Below are 13,626 nucleotides of genomic sequence, written 5' to 3' on the forward strand. Positions count from 1 at the left end.
GCTGCCTTTCTGTTCTGTACGCTGCCCCGCTGCGAGGTACGCGTAGTTTATGTTCGGGTAACGGTTTGGGGATAGACTCAGCAATTGTGAGAATTGCCTTTGATCAACCAGCCGTCAATTTGTCCGACAGTTTCAAAGCTTATGACGTTCGCGGTATTGAAGACCACACGTTAAATTCGGATGCCGCACTGGCCATCGGGTTTGCCTTTGTTGAGGTGACCGAGGCGACCACGGTGTTGGTCGGGGGTGACATGCGTCCCTCGTCGGATGAATACGTGACCGCGTTTACCCGTGGGGCCATAGCTGCCGGTGCCGATGTGGTGCAGTTGGGGTTGATCTCCACCGATATGTTGTACCACGCCTCCGGAGTCTTCGATGCGCCCGGTGTGGTGTTTACTGCCTCACATAACCCCGCCGGGTATAACGGTATCAAGATGACGCGTGCCGGGGCGGTGCCGATCTCTTCGGATACTGGTCTGGCCGATATTCAACGTCTGGCCCAGGGATACTTGGACGCCGGATGCATCAGCGGGGTTCAGACACCGGGAACAGTGCAGCAGCAAGATACCCTGGCTGCTTATGCCGAGTACTTGCGCTCGCTCGTGGATCTTTCGACCATTCGGCCGCTGAAAGTCGTTGTCGATGCTGGTAACGGCATGGCCGGGTATACGACCCCTGCGGTGCTGGGCGATCAGGTGCTCGAAGCCCTCCCCATCGATATTATTCCGCTGTATTTTGAATTGGACGGCACGTTTCCCAATCACCCGGCCAACCCGATCGAACCGGCAAACCTGGTGGATTTACAGGCCGCGGTTCGTGAGCACGACGCTGACATAGGCCTGGCCTTTGACGGTGATGCTGACCGGTGTTTCGTCGTTGATGAGCGCGGCGAACCGATCTCCCCGTCAGCTATTACCGCAATGGTTGCGGTGCGTGAAATTGCCCGAGCCCAGGACGCCGGGGAAACCACCCCGGTAGTTATTTATAACCTCATCACGTCCAAAGTCGTCCCCGAAGTGGTGCAGGCCGCCGGTGGCCGTGCGATCGAGACTCGGGTGGGCCACTCGTTCATTAAGGCCTATATGGCCGAACACGCCGCGATTTTCGGTGGCGAACACTCAGCCCATTATTATTTCCGTGACTTCTTCAACGCTGATACCGGGATGCTGGCTGCCATGCATGTTTTAGCCATGCTGGGCGCAACGCAGGCCCCGGCCTCCGAGCTGGCCGCCGAATACAGCCCCTATGTGGCGTCGGGAGAGATTAACTCACGCGTCGACGACCAGGCCGCAACCATCGCCAAAGTCGTGGCCGAATTCGATGCCGGGGTGGAGACCATCCTCAAAACCATGGACGGGACCACCATTGAAGCCGCAGATGGCTCCTGGTGGTTCAATATTCGGCCATCGAATACTGAACCACTCTTGCGGTTCAACGCCGAAGCCCCCGATGTCGCCACCATGGAGTGGTTACGCGATACCGTGCTGGCAATCATTCGGTCTTAGACAGTGCCAAGCGTCAGTGGCAGAACCCCGTGGGCGCCGGCCTCGCGCAGCTTCACGGTGGCCACGGTCAGCGACCACTTTGTCGCGGCGAAGTCATCGACTAACAACACCGGTCCGGTCTCCGGCGCGCTGGCAATGTCGTGTCGCAGCTGGTCTGGCACACTGTAGCGTTGCCAGACCTGGGCCAGCCGAAAGGCGCTGTTGGCCGCAGGGGTTGGGACCGGGCCGCGCCAATCCAGTGCACCCAGGTAGGGCATCTGTCCGATCTTCGCGATGGCGTGGGCCAGACTCGTGACCAGTTGGGGTCGATTCGGCGACGGCATGGCCACGACGGCGACGGGGCGTTGTGCCCAGTCCCAGTCTGCCAACACCTCCACTACGGCTCTTACCAGGCGGTCTGGCACGGCTGCGTCCGGTCTCTGCGGATCTTGCAGTTCCCGCAGCGTAGGCCCCCACCCCAAGTCTGTCAGACGTGCTAAGGCGCGTCCTGGTTCCGCCTGGAGTTTGATCTTGCCTTTGAGCTCGATACCCAAGTTGGGTAACCCGGTGGGCCACATGCGTCGCGGGGCAAGCTCTACACCAGGCTGTGCGAGCACCCGCTGTGCCTGGCTGCGCGCGGCATCGGAAATTTCCGTGGTCAGCCACGGGCCCGCACAGTTATCGCACCGACCGCAGTCCCGGGCATACGGATCATCCAGCGTCTCGGACAGAAACCGCATACGACATGTCTGGGTGGCCTGATAGTCGAGCATGAGTTGCTGTTCGACAACGCGCTGGGCTGCCACGTGCTCGTATCGTTCGGCATCATAGTGCCAGGGCTCCCCGGTGGCCTGCCACCCGCCCTGAACCCGCTGCATCGCACCGTCGACGGCCAAGATTTTCAAGAGCAGTTCCAGCCTGGTGGGCGTCAGATCCACACGCGCAGCCAGTGCCGGCACCGACAGGGCTTGGGTCGCGGCTTCCAGGACCGCGTGGGCCGTAGCTTCGTCAGGCATCGAAGCGGTAGCAAAGAACTCCCAGATACGTTCATCTTCGGCACCCGGTAACAAGATGGCCTCGGCATTATCGGTGCCACGACCGGCGCGGCCGATGTGCTGGTAATAGGACACCGGGGACGATGGTGCGCCAAAGTGCACCACAAATCCCAGGTCGGGTTTATCGAACCCCATCCCCAAAGCCGAGGTCGCCACCAGGGCTTTGACCCGGTTGTCTTTGAGTGCTTGTTCTAGCTCGGTGCGTTCTTCCGGGGCGGTCGCGCCGGTATATGCCGCGACGTTATGGCCAGCAGCCTGCAGCGCGGCTGCGATGTCTTCAGCTGCGGCTACCGTCAGCGTATAAATAATGCCGGAGGACTCAAACCCAGCTATATGGTCAATCAGCCACCCGATGCGCGTCGGTGAGTCGGCCATGGGCAGCACCGATAACCGCAGGGATGACCGCGCCAGCGGACCGCGTGTGAGGAACACATCGTCGCCGAGTTGTTCCAGCACATCATCCACCACCCGCTGATTCGCGGTGGCCGTAGTTGCCAGAATTGGTGTGGTCAGCTCTTCGATGATCCCACCGATGCGCCGATAGTCGGGACGGAAGTCGTGGCCCCAGTCGGAGATACAGTGTGCTTCATCAATAACCAATAACCCCAACCGCTCGAGCAAGTCGGGCAGTTGGGTTTGGCGAAACGCTGGGTTGTTGAGGCGTTCCGGCGAAATCAGTAACACGTCGATTTCATTGGCCGCTAACCGCTGGGTGATGTCGTCCCACGCAGCGGCGTTGGCCGAGTTGATCGACTCGGCTCGGATCCCAGCACGTTCGGCTGCCGCAACTTGGTCTGCCATCAGTGCCAGCAGCGGGGAAATGATCAGTGTGGGACCGTGGCCTTGGCGACGCAACAGTGCGGTTGCCACGAAGTAGACTGCTGATTTACCCCAGCCGGTCCGTTGCACCACCAGTCCGCGTTGCCGATTGGCGACGATCGCTTCGATTGCTTCGTATTGTCCGTCGTGAAACTCAGCTGGTCGGCCAACGAGTTCGGACAGGACCTGGGTTGCTTCGTCGCGTAATGCCATGGTTGTTAACCTAGTCAACCGGGCCCGCAAATGCAGACCCGGTTGACTTGATGGGGAAATACTACTTCAGACCCAGGCGGTTTTTGAGTCCTTGAAGTTCTTCGGACATAGCTGCTGGGAGCTTGTCACCGAATTTTTCGAACCACTCTTCGATCATCGGGATCTCGTCGTGCCATTCCTCGGCATGAAATGAGATCGAGTTCAGCAGATTGTCTTGAGAGATATCCAGACCGGTCAGATCGAGCGCGTCTTCGGTCGGCACAACGCCGATCGGGGTTTCTACGCCGTCACCCTTGCCTTCGAGCCGTTCCACGACCCACTTCAACACGCGAGAGTTTTCGCCGAAGCCGGGCCAGGAGAACTTGCCCTGGTCATTGCGACGGAACCAGTTGACCAAAAAGATCTGTGGCATATTCTCGGTGCCGATCTTGTCTTCCATGTCCAACCAGTTCTGGATGTAGTCCCCGGCGGCATACCCAATAAACGGCAGCATGGCCATGGGGTCACGACGGACCACACCGACGGTGCCTTCGGCGGCAGCGGTTTGTGCTGAAGACAAGGTGGCGCCTTTGAACACACCGTCTTGCCAGGAACGTGCCTCGGTAACCAACGGGATGGCGTTGTCACGTCGACCGCCGAACAGGATGGCATCGAGTTTGATGCCTTCCGGGTCGTAGTACTCATCGGCCAGCATGTCTGTCTGGTCGATAGGCGTGCAGAACCGGGAGTTCGGGTGGGCTGCTGGCGTTTCGGAGTCCGGGGTCCAGTCGTTGCCCAACCAGTCGGTGAGTTGTGCTGGTTTTTCCTTAGTTAGGCCTTCCCACCAGACGCCACCTTCGGGAGTGAGCGCAACGTTGGTGAAAATGGTGTTGCCCTTAGCGATCGCGCGCATGGCGTTGGGGTTGGTGTGCCAACCGGTCCCGGGTGCCACGCCAAAGAAGCCGTATTCTGGGTTCACGACGCGCAGCTGGTTGTTGTCGTCCGGGGTGATCCAGGCGATGTCGTCACCAAGAGTTTCGGCTTTCCAACCTTCGAGCGTTGGGTCGATCAACGCGAGGTTAGTTTTACCGGTGGCCGATGGGAAGGCACCGGTGATGGTGTAGGACTTCCCTTCGGGGCTGGTCAGTTTCAGGATGAGCATGTGCTCGGCCATCCAGCCCTCATCGCGAGCCATTGCGGAAGCAATGCGCAGCGAGTAAGCCTTCTTGCCAAGCAGGGCGTTACCTCCGTAACCGGAGCCATAGGACACGATGGCGCGCTCTTCTGGGAAGTGCACAATCCACTTGGTGTCATTGGATGGCCACGTCACGTCTTCTTGACCAGCTTCGAGGGGCGCTCCAACAGAGTGCAGAGCTGGCACGAAGAACGCTTCGGTTTCGGACATCTTGTCCAGCACATCGGTGCCGACACGAGCCATGATGCGCATAGACAGCACAACATAAGGGCTGTCGGTGATCTCTACCCCGTATTTGGGGTCTTTGGCATCCAGCGGGCCCATGACGAATGGGACGACATACATCGTCCGGCCGCGCATCGCGCCGTCGAAGGCGTCGTTGAGGATGCTTTTCATTTCTGCTGGGTCTTTCCAGTTATTGGTAAAACCAGCGTCTTCTTCTTTTTCAGAGCAGATAAACGTCCGCGACTCTACGCGGGCAACATCAGCGGGATCAGAGAACGCCGCATAAGAATTCGGAAACTGCGGGTCCGTGAGACGAACCAGTGAACCGGCATCGACCATCTCTTGTGCGATGCGATCATATTCTTCTTGCGAACCGTTTACCCAATAGACCGAGTCCGGTTGGGTCAGCTCCGCTGTTTCTCTGACCCAGTCCAATAATGCTTTGTACTTGGTGGGTGCGGTGTCCTCAATCTGTGCAGCCAGATTCGAGGCGGCGTTTTCAACCATGTGGATCCTTTTTCGTATCGACTTACCAACCGCAGGACGACAAGACCAGCACGCTGTCGCGCTGCGAACCGTTCCGGTCGGAACGAGAGTCTATGCCGCATACTTTAGCAGCCTGCCTGTTGGCCTTGGGCAAGATGATTCACCAAAACTTCGCCCACAGACAACATTCCGGCCACCTGACTACGCAAAAGTGACGAATGACACCGGATTTCGCAGATATTTGCGGTTTTTTGGCGATTTTAGGGGGTGTTTTCAAGTAAACGAACCGAAAATCGTCCAGACGGAAGGTTACTTTTTACCCTCAATTCACCAGCTCGGGCATTTGGGGTGATACTCGATTTTGCATTTTCGAATTTGGCGAGTATAGTTATATCTCGTTGCTCAGCGCCCTTAGCTCAGCTGGATAGAGCGTCTGTCTACGGAACAGAAGGTCAGGGGTTCGAATCCCTTAGGGCGCGCTCACAGATTTCGCATAGACATGCGGATCCTGAACCCTTGAGGTCTCTTGCAGATAGATCTCAAGGGTTTTTCGTTTCCCGAAGTGTTTCATCGCCGCGGACCTACAACCGGTCAGTTTTCGGTTCATGCTCCTGACGGTATGGTGGAGATCCGGGAGGCATATATGTATTGGCAACGGATCGTCTTGGCTGTGGCTATCATCGCCATGTCGGTGACCATGTTTGTCCCGTTGCCCCTGTGGGCTGCAGTCGCCCTGATTATTCTCGCCCTGGTGTCAGCCATCGTCGTGGTCGTGGGCCTGCTACAGGAAAACCGTTAGCGCGGCACCACGAAATGCGTCATGTTGGCGTCTCGGCCATCCAAGCTGGCCCATTCACCCGGTACATCAAATACCATCATGCCCAGCGTTGGATATCGTTCGGCCATATTGAGTACTGCGTCTTCATTGGACTCCGTAGAAGCTAATCGCATCCCAAGCTCTTGGACCCACGGCATGTGACCGACGAGCATCAGGGTCCTCACCTGTTCTTCCACCTCGTTGATGACCGACAAGACTCGGGTCACCGGCGCCATGTAGAGTCGCGAGTCCAGGTACGGGGTCGGGGCTTTGTCACCCAATTCGTTCAGCACCCAGGTGGTGGTTTGGCGGGTACGGACCGCATCCGAGGTGATGATGAGATCAGGATAATAGCCCTGTTCAACTAACCATCGTCCTGCCGCGGGAGCTTCGGTATTGCCCCGCTGGGCCAGCGGCCGCTCATGGTCCGGCACCGGCGGGTATGCCGCTTTGCCGTGTCGTAGCACGATGAGTCGTTTGTGATCGGATACGTCAGTCAGCATAAAAGTGTTGCGCCCCTGGTTCATCGCGGTGATTCAGATACGCTCCGCCATCGTATTCGCGGATCCATTGATCGATATACGGGCACACGGGCACGATACGAAAGCCCTCTGCAATGGATGCGTCCAGAGAGTGTTTTGTCAGCTCCCCTGCTAGTCCCGCGCCCCGGTGTTTTGGCTCGACAAAAATCCGCGGGAAGACACGCTGCTTCGTGCCGTCTGAGGTTTCCACGTCACGGTAGAAATTGCTGGCAATAACCTCTCCCGAGTCGTTACGAACACCAAATGACTTCTCGTCTCGAAACCAGCGTGGTGCAGTCATACTAACCCTCCTTCGGGAAATGTTCCGGCCGTGCAGTATCTCGGGCTTGCTCGTAGCGTGGGTCGTCTTGTTTCTCGAGCCAGGATTGCACATACGAGCAGACTGCCACGATGCGGTATCCCTCATCGAGCGCTTTATCTAGGGTGTATTGCACGATCTTGCCGGCCAGCCCCTGGCCGCGGTAGGCCTCCTCGGTGACGGTGGAGGTTAATGCGCGTTGTTTGGTGCCGTCTGCGGTGACATGGTCGGTGTGATACTCTCGGGCGGCAATCGTTCCGGTGTCGTCGACGATCATGCCGGTAAAACCGTCTTCTTCGACGAATTGGGGGCTGTCGATAGTTGGGCTGGTCATGCGTCCTCCTGATCCTTACGGCGTGCAACCGTCGGTGGGTTTTGGCGCGGTTTCATCGCCACGTTGGGAAGTTCTGGGGCTGGCAGCGGTGCAGGCTGGTTCGGCGGAAATTCGCCGTATTGCGGGAAAACGGTGCGGTCCGGGTACCTGTTTGGCACCAGCTCATCAAGTAATGGACCTGAAATCGGTCCGTCGAGACGTTGATCGTGCAGCGGTGAATGCTCCCCGGCAGGCTCGAAGCCCATCTCGGCCTGGTACCGCTGACGCCACAGAGCGATTTCCTCGTGGGAGCGACCCACAAAGTTCCACCACATGACGATGTCTTCTTCAAGTGGTTCACCACCGATAAGCATGACCCGGATGGGAGTGTCACCGGAATGGATCTGCAATGTGGTCACACCGGTGCCAAGATAGCCCAGGTGGTTCTGTTCGATAACTGCCCCGTTGAAATGCGCGGTACATTCAACCGCCAAGAGCCCATGTTCGTGTTCGGGCGGGACGTCGATTTCAAGTGTCGTGTTGGGATCCAGGGAAATTTCGGCGGCAGAAAGCGGGCTATACGTTTCAATTGGCGACGTCGAGCCCAGCAGCGACCCGATCGCGACTTTGGCACTCCAGCCCGGGCCGTGAATCGTCTCCGGCCGATGTTGATCCAGGTGCGGAGCTACAAAGCGATACTTCTTGGGGAATGCGTACCACAGCTGCACACCGTGTAACAGTGTCGTATCGGCGGTTGAGTGTTCTGAATGGGTGATGCCGTAGCCGGCACTCATCAGATTGACTTCCCCGGGCCGGACTACCGCCCAGTTTCCTGCCGAATCGATATGGTCCACGCGGCCTTCAAACAGCCACGAAACCGTGGCTAAACCGGTGTGTGGGTGCCGGGCGACTTGCATGCCACCGGACTTCGCGACGTCGTCCGGTCCGAAGTAATCCAGGAAACACCAGGCACCGATCAGGGATCGGGCACGTTGGGGCAGGGTGCGCTGCACTGACATTGCTCGGGGCCCACCCAGCGGGACCGCGCGGGGGTCGAGCACTTCGACGATGTAGTCGGTGCCGTGTTTCTCGGTGAACCCTGCGGCCAGCCCGTTGTGATTCTCCGGGGAGTTGTAATCGATCAGGGCTGGATTTGGATCAAGATTCGTCACAGTTCTTCCTCCAGTGCAGGACGTGAGTCAGCGTTGGGTCGGACGGGGTGGTGCGACATGATCGAGATGCGGTTGGTCAGATTCATCGTCATTGCCAGCCACTGCACGGCCGCATACTGGGCGTCGTCGAGGGCATTGGAAGCCAGCAACTGCGCGGCGATCACACTGTCAATGTCACGGATCCGGGTTGTAGCTTCGGCCAGCTGTAATGCTGCACGCTCTTGCTGGGTGTAAAGGCTCTCGGCTTCCCACCAGGCCGATAGCGCCCCGAGACGCTGTGCTGATAAACCGACTTTAACGGCAAGACGGGTGTGCAAGTCTAAACAGAATGCACACCCGTTGAGTTGAGAAACCCGCAGATTGACGAGCTCAATGAGCTGTTCCGTCAGGCCAGCGGCACGCGCGTCTTCCCCTACCGCCTTGGATAATCGAGCTACGGCTTTCCAAGCGTCCGGATTCGATTTGTCTAAATAGAAATGTAGGGGGTCGCGACTTGCCATGCGGACGGCTCCTTCCAAAAACTTACCCCAAGTCTAGCTTGGTCGGCAGTCAGAAGGGAGCCGTTTAGCCGCAGGCAGCGCTGGTGTTAGATGGAGTACTCTGGAGCAGCCCAGACCACGACTTCTGGATGTTCATAGAACCGGTAGCCTTGGCCACGAACGGTGCGAACGGTGCCCGAGAGGCGGCCGAGTTTGGCGCGCAGGCGACGAATATGGACGTCAATGGTGCGCTCATTGGGCACTTCTTCAGTCTCGTCCCACAGAGTTTCGAGCAATTCCTCGCGGTTGACGGTACGACCACCGTTCTCCACCAGGTAATTCAGCAGTTCAAATTCTTTATACGTCAGGTTCAACGGTTCGCCGTCGAGCAGGACTTCCCGACGCGCCAGATCGATCAGGACACCAGGCTGGCGGGTTGAAACCGGCGTGGGTGCTGCGGCTAATTCCGGCGAGATGGCCTGTTGAATGGTGGGGTCAGCGGTGACCTGGCGGACGACGTCGAGGTCGTCTCCGGACACATTGGCTGGAGCCATGGCCACAGCTGCGTAAGAATCAGCACCCGGTACCAATGTTTCAACGTAGTGGCGGAGTTCGTTCGCCAGGCGGGTCAGGGACGTGCCAGCGGCCAGGGCGGCCTGCTCATCCATACCGACATACAGCACGAATCCACGGGCTTCAGTTTCCATATGGACCGGCTGGGTCACACCGTTTTCAATAGGGGTCGGCTGCTCTGAAGGAACGGCTTTGAGCCTCTTCTGATCCGCCTCCCGATACGCTTGAACTCGTTCGGCTCGACGTTGTGCGTTACGAACTGAGATGTGGACGTAACCTTGCTGGGGCGCGCTTGTCATAGAGTTATTCCTTCAACAAACTAAACGGCGGTGACCACCGATGACGCTTGAGCCTAACCTGACTCAAGCCGGTATCTGATACCCCAACATTGGCGCGTAACCATCGCGTAACGCAAACCAGAGACCTACATTCATCTCACTATGTGGACTTTCGGCCTAGTTTTGTGATGAAACTCACTCGTAATATTCGAATTCTTGACTGTAAAGAACTTCATACAGCTGTATAGGGATTAGCCCGCAACACCGTAAAGACGGTCCCCCGCATCTCCCAGCCCCGGCACGATATACGCGTTGTCGTCTAGCCGCTCATCAATGGCCGCAACATAAAGATTCATATCAATATCGGCCAGGTTTTCTTGCAAATACTGGATGCCCTCGGGCGCGGCCAACAGACATATCGCAGAGACCTGTCGAGCGTTGCGCTCATATAAAAAGCGGCACGCCTCGGCCAGCGTCCCGCCGGTGGCGAGCATCGGATCCAGTAAGAATACCTGCCGACCGCTGAGGTCCTTTGGCAGACGTTCGGCGTAGGTAACAATGTTCAACGTTTCTTCGTCCCGGACCATTCCCAGGAAGCCCACCTCCGCCGTGGGAGCCATGCGCACCATACCATCGAGCATGCCCAACCCGGCACGCAGTATCGGCACCACCAACGGCCGTGGATCAGCGATCTCTTTGCCGGTCGTCGTGGTGACGGGAGTTTCGATATCCACGTCGACGACCGCGAGGTCTCGCGTGGCTTCGTAAGCCAGCAGCATGACCAGCTCTTCAGTAACCTGTCGGAAAATCATGGACGGGGTCTGGCGTTTCCGCAGGACGGTCAGCTTGTGTGCGAGCAGCGGATGGTCAACGTGATGAACATGCATGGTGTCAGTTTAGCCTGATCGCCTAGGCTAATCGTGTGCCCAACCAGACTGCTACACCGCTGCCCGATGACGCCCAACTCGCCTCGTGGATGCAGCGTGCGCTCTCAGCTGCCCGCGCTGCAGCGGTTACCGATGACGTACCCATTGGAGCCGCCCTCTTCACGCCCGACGGACAGCTCGTGGCCACCGGGGTCAACGCGACTCGGCGCTCTCAGGATCCCACCAGACACGCGGAAATGCTGGCGATCACCTCCGGAGTTGAAGCATTAACCACATCCACCTGGGAGCTAGCTGACTGCACGCTGGTGGTCACCGTGGAACCGTGCTCGATGTGTGCCGGTGCGATCGTGCTCGCACGTATACCACGTGTGATCTTCGGTGCGTGGGAGCCCAAAACAGGTGCGGCCGGTTCAGTACTGGACGTGCTGCGCGAACCGCGGTTAAACCATCAGGCCGAAGTCATCGGTGGGGTTCTTGAGGAGGAATGCAGTCAACTACTGCAAGAGTTCTTTGCAGATAAACGCTGATTTTGAGGTTTCGGCTATGTATCAGGTATAGTTGAGCGGGTGTAAACACACGGTAGCGTGTCCGAGCGGCCGAAGGTGAAGCACTCGAAATGCTTTGTACGGTAACCCCGTACCGAGGGTTCAAATCCCTCCGCTACCGCCAGATTGAAAACTCCTACTTCGCGAATAAAACCGCGAGGTAGGAGTTTTTCTTTCCCCACATGACATCGCTCCCCCGTCGTGAGCAGCCGCTGCAAGCGCAGCCGGGCTGGCTACGCACGCTGTTCGTCACCCTGCTCTAGTCTGGCCACTACTTCGTGGAGTTTCGCTGGCCGTCCCCAGGCATCCCAGGAGACGCACACCTGATGCGCTCGGGTCGGGTCCGTGGGTAAGGTCTGGTGAGTGTGCCCATGAATGAGTGGCTGTCCGTAGTTTCGGAGCCGCCACTGGTTGAACCGCTCTTCGACGGTGTGGTCTCCCTGGTATGGAAAGTGGGACAGCAGGATGTCACGCCGGTTGTGCCGGATCTTGGCAAAGGGTTGCACTGAATCAAACACGTGCAAGTACTTTGGTTGCTCTTTCTGTGCATTGCGGTGTAGCGGGTGGCAAGTGTCATGATTGCCCGGTATCAGGTGCATGGTGACTTCGGTCTGCACTTTGACCTCGCGCAGCAGGGAGAGGGCGTAATCCCGGTGGGACCCCCGGCCCATCACATCGCCCAGGATCCACAACGTCGAGTGTTCTGGCAGCGTCTCGATCAAGGTCTGCATAACCCAGTCATCGTGGTCGTCTACGGTAGTGAATCCGCGATGGTGAGCGACCAACTCGTGCCCGAGGTGTAGGTCGGCGGTGAAGTAGATGCGACTCATGCGGCACCTCCATCCGAAGCAGCGAAACGGGCTGATTCCGCTAGATAACTCCTCGCATTTTCGTAGACAAGACCCTACCCCAAGGCGTAAAATGAGAGCTAGGGAATTAGACACCGGAGGTGAGATAGTTCCCTACCGATAGCTCAAGAGAAATCGTGAGACATTCGGGACAAGGCCAGCGGTCACCGAACGGAAAGTATTTCGTTCACAGGTGGCCGCTAGTTTTTTAATTTCCTCCGGCATCAGAAAAGCCGCGACCACCTGTGTGATCGCGGCTTTCCCTCGTCAGCGGTGGTTAGAGTTCGCGCTGATCCGGACCGTGGTAGGCAGACAGCGGGCGAATCAGAGCGTTGTCGGCGCGCTGTTCAATGATGTGAGCCGTCCACCCCGTAATGCGGGAGGCGATGAACAGCGGGGTGAACATATCGGTGTCGAAGCCCATCAGGTGATAGGTCGGACCGGCCGGGTAGTCCAGGTTAGGCAGAATGTTCTTAGCTTCTGCCATAGCCTTTTCCAACCCGTCGTAGAGGCCAATGAGTTCGTGACGATCGTAGTAGTCGATCATCTTATCCAGTGCGGCCTTCATCGATGGCACACGGGAGTCACCAGACTTGTAGACGCGGTGACCAAAGCCCATGACCTTCTTCTTCTCGGCCAGAGCGGCTTCCATCCACGCTTTCGCACGGTCAGCTGCCTCCTGACGAGATTCGTTTTTATCGATACCGATCTCGTTGAAGGTGTGCATCACGGCTTCGTTTGCACCGCCATGCAGTGAACCCTTCAGTGCGCCAATGGCTCCGGTGACCGCTGAGTGCAGATCTGATTCAGTCGAGGTGATGATCCGCGCGGTGAAGGTCGAGGCGTTGAAGGAGTGCTCAGCATAGAGCACCATGGAAACCCGGAAGGCGTCGACCACTTCTGGTGGATACTCTTCGCCGAAGGTCATCCACAGGAAGTTCTGTGAATAATCCAGGTCGTCGCGTGGCTCTACGACGTCAAGCCCACGACGGCGGCGCTGGTCATAAGCCACCACGGCGGGGAACGCTGCAAACAGTTCTTTGGCTTTGCGCAGTTCAACCGAAGGATCGGAGTTCTCGGCGTCGTCGTGGCGGGCGCCAATGACCGATACGGCCGTGCGGGAGACGTCCATCGGGTGGGCGTCTTTCGGCAGCAGATCGATCGCGGCCTTGACCTCTGGTGCCAGTGCGCGGTTGGCGCGTTCCAGTTTGATGAAGTCATCCAGCTCGGCTTGGGACGGCAACTCGCCGTTCCACAGCAGCAAGGCAACCTCTTCAAAAGACTTCTGGGAGGCCAGGTCTTGTACCGGGTAGCCGCGATACAGCAGCGAGTTGGTATCTGGGTTAACTTTTGAAATGGCGGTGGAGTCGGCGACAACGCCGACTAGGCCTTTTCTAATCTCTTCTGTCATAGTCATG

At 58.0% G+C, this 13,626-nt stretch carries 14 protein-coding genes and 2 tRNA genes; 5 read left to right on the forward strand and 11 right to left on the reverse strand.

Annotated elements, in window-relative coordinates; translation table 11 throughout:
• Window positions 1–92 precede the first annotated feature (92 nt).
• Entirely contained in the window at window positions 93–1,505 is a 1,413-nt protein-coding gene (locus J2S62_RS10075; protein WP_407650013.1) for a phosphomannomutase/phosphoglucomutase, read from the forward strand.
• Here the strand turns inward: J2S62_RS10075 and J2S62_RS10080 are convergent.
• Both J2S62_RS10080 and J2S62_RS10085 read right to left on the reverse strand, forming a co-directional pair.
• On the reverse strand, window positions 1,502–3,571 hold the full coding sequence (locus tag J2S62_RS10080; protein ID WP_310174309.1) for a RecQ family ATP-dependent DNA helicase: 2,070 nt from the start codon (window positions 3,569–3,571) through the stop codon (window positions 1,502–1,504). The two genes, J2S62_RS10075 and J2S62_RS10080, sit on opposite strands and share 4 nt — an antisense overlap.
• 61 nt (window positions 3,572–3,632) lie before the next feature.
• Window positions 3,633–5,477, reverse strand: coding sequence for a phosphoenolpyruvate carboxykinase (GTP) (locus J2S62_RS10085; RefSeq protein ID WP_310174311.1), 1,845 nt, complete (start codon window positions 5,475–5,477; stop codon window positions 3,633–3,635).
• A gap of 384 nt (window positions 5,478–5,861) precedes the next feature.
• Here J2S62_RS10085 and J2S62_RS10090 point away from each other — a divergent pair.
• Together J2S62_RS10090 and J2S62_RS10095 are read left to right on the forward strand one after the other, a co-directional pair.
• A tRNA-Arg gene (locus J2S62_RS10090) sits at window positions 5,862–5,935 on the forward strand.
• 47 nt (window positions 5,936–5,982) lie between these two features.
• A complete protein-coding gene (locus tag J2S62_RS10095) occupies window positions 5,983–6,255 on the forward strand; it encodes a hypothetical protein (protein WP_310174313.1) in 273 nt (90 codons plus the stop codon).
• Here J2S62_RS10095 and J2S62_RS10100 read toward each other — a convergent pair.
• The 7 genes from J2S62_RS10100 to upp all read right to left on the reverse strand — a co-directional run bounded on the left by J2S62_RS10100 (window position 6,252) and on the right by upp (window position 10,815).
• A complete protein-coding gene (locus J2S62_RS10100; RefSeq protein WP_310174315.1) occupies window positions 6,252–6,776 on the reverse strand; it encodes a SixA phosphatase family protein in 525 nt (174 codons plus the stop codon). The genes J2S62_RS10095 and J2S62_RS10100 overlap by 4 nt on opposite strands.
• Window positions 6,766–7,095, reverse strand: coding sequence for an N-acetyltransferase (locus tag J2S62_RS10105; protein ID WP_310174318.1), 330 nt, complete (start codon window positions 7,093–7,095; stop codon window positions 6,766–6,768). The genes J2S62_RS10100 and J2S62_RS10105 overlap by 11 nt, the downstream gene beginning before the upstream one ends.
• Before the next feature lies 1 nt (window position 7,096).
• On the reverse strand, window positions 7,097–7,447 hold the full coding sequence (locus tag J2S62_RS10110) for a GNAT family N-acetyltransferase (protein ID WP_310174320.1): 351 nt from the start codon (window positions 7,445–7,447) through the stop codon (window positions 7,097–7,099).
• A complete protein-coding gene (locus J2S62_RS10115) occupies window positions 7,444–8,598 on the reverse strand; it encodes a pirin family protein (RefSeq protein WP_310174321.1) in 1,155 nt (384 codons plus the stop codon). The genes J2S62_RS10110 and J2S62_RS10115 overlap by 4 nt, the downstream gene beginning before the upstream one ends.
• A complete protein-coding gene (locus J2S62_RS10120) occupies window positions 8,595–9,098 on the reverse strand; it encodes a carboxymuconolactone decarboxylase family protein (protein WP_310174323.1) in 504 nt (167 codons plus the stop codon). The genes J2S62_RS10115 and J2S62_RS10120 overlap by 4 nt, the downstream gene beginning before the upstream one ends.
• Before the next feature lie 86 nt (window positions 9,099–9,184).
• Window positions 9,185–9,949: a winged helix-turn-helix domain-containing protein gene (locus tag J2S62_RS10125; RefSeq protein WP_310174325.1), complete on the reverse strand. Its 765-nt coding sequence runs from the start codon at window positions 9,947–9,949 to the stop codon at window positions 9,185–9,187.
• Window positions 9,950–10,179: 230 nt separating this feature from the next.
• The gene (upp, locus tag J2S62_RS10130) at window positions 10,180–10,815 is read right to left on the reverse strand and encodes a uracil phosphoribosyltransferase (protein WP_310174328.1); all 636 of its coding nucleotides are present in this window, start codon (window positions 10,813–10,815) and stop codon (window positions 10,180–10,182) included.
• 35 nt (window positions 10,816–10,850) lie between these two features.
• On the opposite strand from upp, the gene tadA reads away from it, so the two are divergent.
• Window positions 10,851–11,342, forward strand: a complete 492-nt coding sequence (gene tadA, locus J2S62_RS10135; RefSeq protein ID WP_310174330.1) for a tRNA adenosine(34) deaminase TadA — start codon at window positions 10,851–10,853, stop codon at window positions 11,340–11,342.
• Window positions 11,343–11,393: 51 nt separating this feature from the next.
• A tRNA-Ser gene (locus J2S62_RS10140) sits at window positions 11,394–11,484 on the forward strand.
• A gap of 109 nt (window positions 11,485–11,593) precedes the next feature.
• Here the strand turns inward: J2S62_RS10140 and J2S62_RS10145 are convergent.
• Window positions 11,594–12,190 carry a metallophosphoesterase gene (locus tag J2S62_RS10145; protein ID WP_310174332.1) on the reverse strand — a complete coding sequence of 199 codons (597 nt, stop codon included), beginning with the start codon at window positions 12,188–12,190 and terminating at the stop codon, window positions 11,594–11,596.
• 295 nt (window positions 12,191–12,485) lie between these two features.
• Window positions 12,486–13,619, reverse strand: a complete 1,134-nt coding sequence (locus tag J2S62_RS10150) for a bifunctional 2-methylcitrate synthase/citrate synthase (RefSeq protein ID WP_310175850.1) — start codon at window positions 13,617–13,619, stop codon at window positions 12,486–12,488.
• Between the last annotated feature and the right edge of the window lie 7 nt (window positions 13,620–13,626).

This window comes from Enteractinococcus fodinae, assembly GCF_031458395.1.
Lineage (GTDB): Bacteria > Actinomycetota > Actinomycetes > Actinomycetales > Micrococcaceae > Yaniella > Yaniella fodinae.

Excerpts from the sequence above, each read along its gene's own strand:
- J2S62_RS10125 (WP_310174325.1), bottom strand. The coding sequence starts at position 9,949 with ATGACAAGCGCGCCCCAGCAAGGTTACGTCCACATCTCAGTTCGTAAC.
- J2S62_RS10080 (WP_310174309.1), bottom strand. The coding sequence starts at position 3,571 with ATGGCATTACGCGACGAAGCAACCCAGGTCCTGTCCGAACTCGTTGGC.
- J2S62_RS10120 (WP_310174323.1), bottom strand. The coding sequence starts at position 9,098 with ATGGCAAGTCGCGACCCCCTACATTTCTATTTAGACAAATCGAATCCG.
- J2S62_RS10100 (WP_310174315.1), bottom strand. The coding sequence starts at position 6,776 with ATGCTGACTGACGTATCCGATCACAAACGACTCATCGTGCTACGACAC.
- J2S62_RS10150 (WP_310175850.1), bottom strand. The coding sequence starts at position 13,619 with ATGACAGAAGAGATTAGAAAAGGCCTAGTCGGCGTTGTCGCCGACTCC.
- upp (WP_310174328.1), bottom strand. The coding sequence starts at position 10,815 with ATGCATGTTCATCACGTTGACCATCCGCTGCTCGCACACAAGCTGACC.
- J2S62_RS10110 (WP_310174320.1), bottom strand. The coding sequence starts at position 7,447 with ATGACCAGCCCAACTATCGACAGCCCCCAATTCGTCGAAGAAGACGGT.
- J2S62_RS10105 (WP_310174318.1), bottom strand. The coding sequence starts at position 7,095 with ATGACTGCACCACGCTGGTTTCGAGACGAGAAGTCATTTGGTGTTCGT.
- J2S62_RS10145 (WP_310174332.1), bottom strand. The coding sequence starts at position 12,190 with ATGAGTCGCATCTACTTCACCGCCGACCTACACCTCGGGCACGAGTTG.
- J2S62_RS10085 (WP_310174311.1), bottom strand. The coding sequence starts at position 5,477 with ATGGTTGAAAACGCCGCCTCGAATCTGGCTGCACAGATTGAGGACACC.